This window comes from Mangrovicoccus sp. HB161399 (assembly GCF_013184745.1).
Lineage (GTDB): Bacteria > Pseudomonadota > Alphaproteobacteria > Rhodobacterales > Rhodobacteraceae > Mangrovicoccus.
Genome location: NZ_JAATVU010000141.1, coordinates 1 through 7,114, shown reverse-complemented (window position 1 = coordinate 7,114; position 7,114 = coordinate 1). Strand labels below are relative to the sequence as shown.

Genomic DNA, 7,114 nt, shown 5'->3' with positions numbered 1-7,114 from the left:
GGCCTCAAATCCTCCCCCGGAGGATTTGCCGCTGGCGCGGACCGGCCCGAACTCCCGGATAGATGCGGCCATGGCGCAAGAGGAAGCCCTGCAAGTGTTGCCGCGACTTGCCGGTGGCGCGCACCGCCGTCGCGCGGGCGCGCACCAAGTCGCGCATGGCCTCGTGCGCCGCATCCGGGACCCAGACCGCCGTCAGTTCGCCAGCGCGATGCAGCTTCGCCAGCATGACGGCATCGCGACGGTCCGTCTTGACCCGATCGCCTGTCTTCACCGGGATCAGCGAGGGTGCCACCACTATGCAGTCATGCCCCATCTCGACGAGCTGACGATGCAAGCCATAGCCGCAGGGCCCGGCTTCGTAGCAGAAATGGAGCTTGCGGCCGCCGGTACCCAGCTTCTCGACAAGCTTTCGAACATGGTCGGCGCGATGCGAGATGGTGCCGAGGTGACGGACCTCGCCACCCCGCTCGTCCGCCGCAACGGCCACCGAAATCGCCGCCTTGTGGACATCCAGCCCGATGAACATGCTATCCTGCATCCGGTCTCTCCCCCATTCCTGAGGCTCGGCGCCGGGTCATCCGGAGCAACCCTCGCATGCAGAATGCCGCGGGAGAGACCGCCGACCGAGTCACATTGCAGAGCAATCATGGGGTCTAAAGGAAGAATGAGAAACGGCTTTGTCCGCCCCTTCATCCATCAGCCACCTCACCGACCAAAGGCCAAGCACCGCACAGTCGCCATCCAGTGCAGCCGAAAGCAGAGCCCTTCGCCTCGCCATGGCGGCGTTTATAACGCAAATTTTCTCTCAAAAGCGCCCCTACTTTTCGCATGCAATATGTCCGGTAAAGGCTCCTTCTCGCGCGAAGAAAGTTGGATTTTCGAGCATGCTTGCGCCGCGAGCGGGCCAGCAGCCATGCTATGCTTGTCCAAAGTTGAACACCTGCGGAATGCCGCCTTCGACTTGACCTTCGTCAACCGACGAGACATTGTCTTACATCGCACGACAGAACCGGGCAACTGAAGGGAGTTGGTACCTTGGCATCTACCTCGTTCACCCACCGGATGGATGCCGAGCTCAAATCCGAGCTCGAGAAGATCGCACGTTTCGATGATCGTAGCGCGTCCTATGTCGCCAATCTCGCCATCCGCGCCTTCGTAGAGGAACGCCACGCGACCCGGGACCTCGTCCGCGAGGGCCTTCGCCAAGTCGATGCCGGTGCCCCCGGCCTTCAAGCGCGCGACGTGCATGACTGGCTGCTTTCCGGCGATAGTGCCCCGTTTCCGGGGCCCCGGGACGCGACCTGATCTGCACACATGAAGCTTGAGTATCTCCGGACTTCCGAGCCCGGGCTGAAATGGATGCGCAGCTACTACAGGCGCAACGCGCAGCTCGACATACGCCGGGCCGTGGCAGCACTTCGGGCAGCCGAGACGCTGTTGCGCGAGCATCCCGAGGCAGGAAGACGTTTCGAAGATTTCGAACGCGTCAGGGAGTGCCCCCTCCAAGGAACGTCTTTCTCTCTGCTCTACACTGTTGCGCGGGACACTATCTGGATCATCGACATCCGCGACCAGCGCGGACAGCGCAGCGCAGAAGCGCTCCGCGCATTCTTGCGCGAGCTGCGCCAGTAGACCGGCGGCTCTCCCTGCCCTTCCAGATCCAACTGGACGTTCCCGGCGATCAAGCGCCGCTGGAATGCAGTCAGTCGAAGGAACTGCCACAGAACCGGCATTCAGGTGCAGAGACCTCGCAGATCTTCGGACACTAGAGCGTTTCGGTTTTAACTTGCGACATATCCGGCTGCCTTGAAGTAGTTCCAGCATTCGGATGGTTCGTACAGATTGCAGATTGTGCCGATGGCCTCGAAGACCTCGGTGAAGGTTCTCGCCCCGATTTTCCGAAGGTGGGCCTTCAGCTTCGAGAACGCCTGCTCGATGGGGTTCAGATCAGGCGAGTATGGCGGCAGGTAGAGGAACCAGCAGCCATGCTCGCGCAGGGCCTGCGTGGCTTCCTTGTTGCGATGTGTCGCCAGGTTGTCGAGGATGACGGCAGTGCCGGGGGCGATTTCCTTGACGAGCACGTTTCGGATGTAGGCGGCGAATGCCGGGCCATCCATCGCGCCCTTGATGACCCAAGGCGCGACCAGGGCGTCCTGGGTGAGGCCCGCGATCAGCGTCTGCGTTCCCCAACTGCCAAAGGGTGCATCCATCGTCAACCGGAGGCCCCTCTTGGCCCGCCCACGCGGGCGAGTCAGATTGGTCTTCACCGCAGTTTCATCAATGAACACAACGCGATCAGGCAAGTCCGCAATGACCGGACGCCGATGTCTGAACCAGTCGGCGCGCTGATGCCTTACCTCGGCACGGCGCTGTTCGGCGGCCACCAGAGACTTTTTTTGTATGTGAACCCGAGCCGGGACAGCAGATTGGAGATGGAGGAATGGTGGACCCGCACGCCTTCCGCGCCGGCCAGCGCATCGCGCAGCTCGAAGAGCGTGATGTCGGGGTCTTGGGCGATCAGCTCCTCAAGGAAAGCCTGATGCGGGGCCAACTTTCCCCGGCCGCGCGGCGGTCCCTGAGGGGCGGATTCCGCATGGCCCCTGTTCCTCACCTGACGCGCCCAACGCGCGCCCGTCGCAGGCGACACCTTCAGACGCAACGCCGCCGCGCGCCCGCTCAACCCTTCTTCAATGTACTTCTGAAAGCGCGTCCGAAGCGCAGATGGCAAAGGTGCTGACATTATCCATCCTCCCAATGAGGATGAAACACATCACGCACCTCAAGGGAACCCGGCGATTCAGGTTCACGTCGAAACGCTTTAACTTCCGACAATAGCCCGCGTTCCGACAGCAAGAATCAAGTTGCCGAAAGGAAAGTTGCGTGGCACAGATTGTGTCGTCGCTGAAACACGCAAATTTTCGATTCTAGCGACAAGAGGTAGACCCGTCGCCAAAAACCCGGCAAAGAGGTGGCAAGGCAGGACACGAGGGCAGAGCGCATGAATGACCGGACACAGCCGAGTCTTTTCTCGCATCAGGCCGAGAGTATCTCGGAAAGCATCATTCGCAATGCGGCGATGCTATCTGAGGCGCTGGACAATCACATGCGCCACAGTTTCCGCCCCGACACCCGCAAGAGCTTGCGGAAGTTCACCCCGGCGGAGGTGTCCGAACTGACCGGAATCAGCCTGTCCAATCTCCGCACCCGCCATCAGGAAGGCGATTTCCCCGAGGTGGAAACAGACGCCCGGGGGCGCCGGATGTACGAGGCCGCGGAAATCGCGGAAATCCGCCAGATCATGGCCGAGACCGGCCGAAACGGGCATATCTACCAGCCGGGCCGCCGTGATGGCGATGCCATGCAGGTCATCTCGATCGTGAATTTCAAGGGCGGCAGCTCGAAGACGACCACCGCGATCCATCTGGCGCAGCGCTATGCGCTGCGCGGCTATCGCGTTCTGGCCGTCGACATGGATCCCCAGGCCAGCCTGACCACGATGTTCGGCTACCGGCCGGAACTGGAATTCGTCGAGCACGGCACGATCTACGATGCCCTGCGCTACGAGGATCCGGTGCCGCTGAGCCAGGTGATCCGCAAGACCTATTTCCACAATCTCGACCTCGCGCCCGCAGGCCTTCTGCTGTCCGAATACGAGACGGAAACGGCTTATGCTCTGCAGCACCGGATGGAACCGCCCTTCACGCAGCGCCTGGCGATCGCGCTCGACGAGGTAGAGGCCGAGTACGACATCGTGATCATCGACTGCCCGCCGCAGCTCGGCTTCACGACCATGACCGCACTGCTCGCCTCGACGGGCCTGGTGATCACGGTCGTCCCGTCGATGCTCGACATCGCTTCGATGGCGCAATTCATGGAGCTCGCCGGCGAAACCGTGAAGACGCTCGAGGAACAGGCCGGACCCACCGACTGGAAGTTCATGAAATTCATGATCGCCCGCTACGAGCCAACCGACGTGCCACAGTCGCAGATGGCCGGCTTCCTGAAATCCATCCTGCTCGATCAGGTCCTGCATACGCCGATGCTCAAGTCCACCGCGATCTCGGATGCAGGTATGACCCAGCAGACCGTCTACGAACTGGAACCAAGCCAACTCGTCCGCAAGACCCGTGACCGGATCATGGAAAGCGTCAACGGCGTCGCGGACGAACTCGAACAGATCATCCAGCAAGCCTGGGGACGGAGAACCGACTGATGGCACGCCGCAACATGTTCCAGCCGCCGTTGCCGCCCTCCGAGCCGGCAACGGCCGAGGCCCGGCCGCAGCGCAGCGGATTTCCCGCCACCGGCGCAATTACCGCCATGAAGACGACCCTGCGGGATCTCAGCTCGAACGCGGTGCGGGAAATCGACCCCGTCATGATCGAAGAAGACGGTCCGCGCGACCGGCTGACCTTCGAAGACCAGGATGTCATCGAACTGGCGGACAGCATCCGCGAGCACGGACAGCAGGTCCCGATCATGGTCCGGCCGATTTCCGACCGGCCCGGGCATTTCCGCATTGTCTACGGCCGCCGAAGGCTCCGCGCCATCCGGATGCTCGGCATCCCGGCCAAGGCGATGATCCGCACGCTCAGCGACGAGCAGGCCATCCTCGCCCAGGGGCAGGAGAACAGCCAGCGCCTCGATCCCAGCTTCATCGAGAAAGCGCTCTTCGTCGGCGAGCTTGCCGAGGCTGGCTACCAGAACACGATTATCATGGATGCGCTGGCCATCGACAAGGCGATGCTGTCGCGGATGACCAAGGTCCGGGAGCACGTTCCTCCGGCGCTTGCCCAGAGGATCGGCCCGGCCCATGGCATCGGCCGCCGTCGCTGGGAAGAACTCGCCGAAATCCTGCGGTCCGGGAATATCGATACCGAGGCTCTGGCAGAGCGGGCCCTGGCCCCCCTGCCCCAAGCCAATTCAGACGACCGCTTCTTGGCGATCATGTCAGCCGCGCGGGAAAAATCGGAGGCGCCGGGTGCCGAATCCGCTCCGGCTGCAGCCGCATCCGGAACCCGGAAACTAACCGGCACAGACGGACAGCCGATCGGCGAGCTGCGCAGTGGCGCCCGGAGCATCGGGCTGAAACTGGCCGCAACCGAGCGTCCGGAATTCAGCCGCTGGTTTGCCGAGAATGCCGAGGACATTCTGCGTCGTCTTCATGACGAGTGGCAGGACGAGCGGGACGAACAGGCATGAAGCGTCCCTGAGTTTCAACCGCAACACCAATAGAGGAGCACAAGAGAGGCAAGGCAGTAAAAGAAAGAGCCCCCCGAGATAAATCCCAGAGAGCCCGATCTGTTCTTAGCACCCTCAGATCTACCAGCTTCTCGCCCGCCGTCAAGCACATCCGATTCGGATGACTGTCGAGTTGTGCCTGATTGCAGCTTCCGTGCTCATTTGAGCTCGGGAGACAGGAGATTTGCGTGAAGGGGCCGGGCCACGGCCTCCGTGATCGAGCATGAAATCCATTTCCAGCCAAGTGCCGCCGGTCCGGCGACCGGCGAATGAAGGCGTGTTGTCCGCGGACAACCGCTTTGTCCTGATGCCCGCGCTCCGCAAGGCCCGCGTCGCTCTCGGCCTGACACCTCAAGTTCTGGCCACGCTGGAGGCAATGCTGACCTGCCTGCCCAAGAACGGGCAATCGCGGGTCGTCTTCGCGTCCAATGCCACCCTGACCCACCGCCGCAACGGGATATCCGACCGGACAATCCGCCGTCACATCGCCCGCCTGGCCGAGCTCGGGCTCCTGAAGCGGTGCGACAGCCCCAATGCCAAGCGCTACAGCCGTCGCAATCCGCTGACCGGCGATGTCCTGCAGTTCGGCCTGGATCTGGCCCCCCTCTTCGACCAAGGCGCGCAGATCATGCGCCTGGCCGAGGTTGAAACGGCCCGGGAAGAGAGCTGTGCCTTTCTCCGGCTCCGCATCCGTGCCTCCCTCCACAACCAAACCGAAGACCGCAGGTCAGAGCTGCTGGCGCTCCTGCGGCGTCGGCTGACGCTCGAGACGCTTCAGGAGATCTCGGCCTCCCTTGCCGCGGGCAACATCGGTGAAAATGACGAAGACCGCCCTGCCCCGGCTGGCTCTCAACCCAATCCCAGCGTGTCACCTGAGACCAAAATGTCCGCCACTGACAGCCATTCTGTCCGCCACCATCAGAGATCAGATAAAGATACCCAATATAGAGATAGCTCCGAACAGTCGACAAGAACGCTGACACTTGGGCAAGTGAAATCAGCTTGCCAGTTCGCGATGTCGTTCTCTCCAGAGCCCGTCCAGTCGTGGGAAGACCTCATCCGTCACTCGAACGAGATGGCCAGCTTGATGGGTATTGCCGGTAACCTGCTCCATAGTGCACGAGAAAGCAGAGGGCCCGTCGCGACGGCCAAGACCATCCTGCTGATGACCGAAATGCGCGACAGACTCCGCGCTGCGCCGGCATATTTCCGGGCGGTGACGACAGGTGAGCGCGCTCAACGCTTCGATCCGGACGTCCTGCTATCCAAACGGTTCGCCTCTTCGATGATGTCGGTATGAGGAGCCTGAGTTGTCCGCGGACAACCGCGCCGGATATTGATCAGCGGCTAGAAAGGACCGGCTCGCGGCACCTTTCCGGAGTTCGCGCAGAACGATTCCGACACGCCAGGGGCTGTTCCGGTCCCGTCGCCGACTCTGCCCGCATTGCGGAGCCGGCGAGAAATGCCCGTCACTATCGGAAAGATGGACTCGGACCGCGATCCCTGGCCGGACAGCGGTAGCTGGCACTTAAGGGCGCGCCAGCCAGCCCCGAACTTGCGTTCTGAATCATGGCAAAGACCGGACCGGTGATCGCTGCCATGCTGGACATTCTTGCGAAGAAAAACCTCTTCGACCTTCTGGCTCAGACCAGGAACGTCAGGTTGTGATGCGCGCGCCCGGCATCGAGCAGGCAGACCAGCTTGCGGCCGATCTTCCAGCTGCCCTCCTCCTCGACCAGGACATGGCCCATCCAGCCCGACAGCACCTGCACCGGGTGGTCGGCGCGGATCTCGTGGCAGAGGAAGGACGAGCGGATTTTCACCTCGCCCTCGCGCACCGTGGGCACGCGGACGAAGCCCGAGCTAAGATGCG

Annotated in this window: 7 protein-coding genes and 1 pseudogene; 5 read left to right on the top strand and 3 right to left on the bottom strand. The window is 62.2% G+C overall.

The genetic code is table 11. The features are described from left to right. Window positions 1–55: 55 nt before the first annotated feature. Window positions 56–538, bottom strand: a pseudogene (locus tag HCC78_RS30980) (transposase); the annotation flags it as partial. A 497-nt stretch (window positions 539–1,035) separates the two neighbouring features. Here HCC78_RS30980 and HCC78_RS30975 point away from each other — a divergent pair. Together HCC78_RS30975 and HCC78_RS30970 are read left to right on the top strand one after the other, a co-directional pair. Next, on the top strand, window positions 1,036–1,305 hold the full coding sequence (locus HCC78_RS30975) for a CopG family ribbon-helix-helix protein (RefSeq protein WP_172332586.1): 270 nt from the start codon (window positions 1,036–1,038) through the stop codon (window positions 1,303–1,305). Window positions 1,306–1,314: 9 nt separating this feature from the next. After that, window positions 1,315–1,632, top strand: coding sequence for a type II toxin-antitoxin system RelE/ParE family toxin (locus HCC78_RS30970; RefSeq protein ID WP_253949453.1), 318 nt, complete (start codon window positions 1,315–1,317; stop codon window positions 1,630–1,632). Between the two features lie 149 nt (window positions 1,633–1,781). Here the strand turns inward: HCC78_RS30970 and HCC78_RS30965 are convergent. Continuing rightward, window positions 1,782–2,740, bottom strand: a protein-coding gene (locus HCC78_RS30965) for an IS630 family transposase (RefSeq protein WP_172332585.1) whose coding sequence is annotated in 2 segments (ribosomal slippage) — window positions 1,782–2,396 and window positions 2,399–2,740 — 957 coding nt in all. Because the reading frame shifts where the segments join, the coding sequence is not laid out codon by codon here. Window positions 2,741–2,998: 258 nt separating this feature from the next. Between HCC78_RS30965 and repA the strand changes: the two genes are divergently transcribed. The 3 genes from repA (at window position 2,999) to repC (ending at window position 6,541) form a co-directional block, all read left to right on the top strand. Further along, entirely contained in the window at window positions 2,999–4,213 is a 1,215-nt protein-coding gene (gene repA / locus HCC78_RS30960) for a plasmid partitioning protein RepA (RefSeq protein ID WP_172332587.1), read from the top strand. Between the two features lie 14 nt (window positions 4,214–4,227). After that, the gene (repB, locus tag HCC78_RS30955; RefSeq protein WP_253949452.1) at window positions 4,228–5,202 is read left to right on the top strand and encodes a plasmid partitioning protein RepB; all 975 of its coding nucleotides are present in this window, start codon (window positions 4,228–4,230) and stop codon (window positions 5,200–5,202) included. A 262-nt stretch (window positions 5,203–5,464) separates the two neighbouring features. Next, entirely contained in the window at window positions 5,465–6,541 is a 1,077-nt protein-coding gene (repC, locus tag HCC78_RS30950) for a plasmid replication protein RepC (protein ID WP_172332583.1), read from the top strand. 343 nt (window positions 6,542–6,884) lie between these two features. On the opposite strand, the gene HCC78_RS30945 is transcribed toward repC, so the two are convergent. Next, on the bottom strand, window positions 6,885–7,114 hold a 230-nt coding region (locus HCC78_RS30945; RefSeq protein WP_216671390.1), incomplete at its 5' end, for an aromatic-ring-hydroxylating dioxygenase subunit beta.

Bases quoted from the DNA above. Each gene is read 5' to 3' on its own strand.
- repC (WP_172332583.1), top strand. From the start codon at position 5,465: ATGAAATCCATTTCCAGCCAAGTGCCGCCGGTCCGGCGACCGGCGAAT.
- repB (WP_253949452.1), top strand. From the start codon at position 4,228: ATGTTCCAGCCGCCGTTGCCGCCCTCCGAGCCGGCAACGGCCGAGGCC.
- HCC78_RS30970 (WP_253949453.1), top strand. From the start codon at position 1,315: ATGAAGCTTGAGTATCTCCGGACTTCCGAGCCCGGGCTGAAATGGATG.
- repA (WP_172332587.1), top strand. From the start codon at position 2,999: ATGAATGACCGGACACAGCCGAGTCTTTTCTCGCATCAGGCCGAGAGT.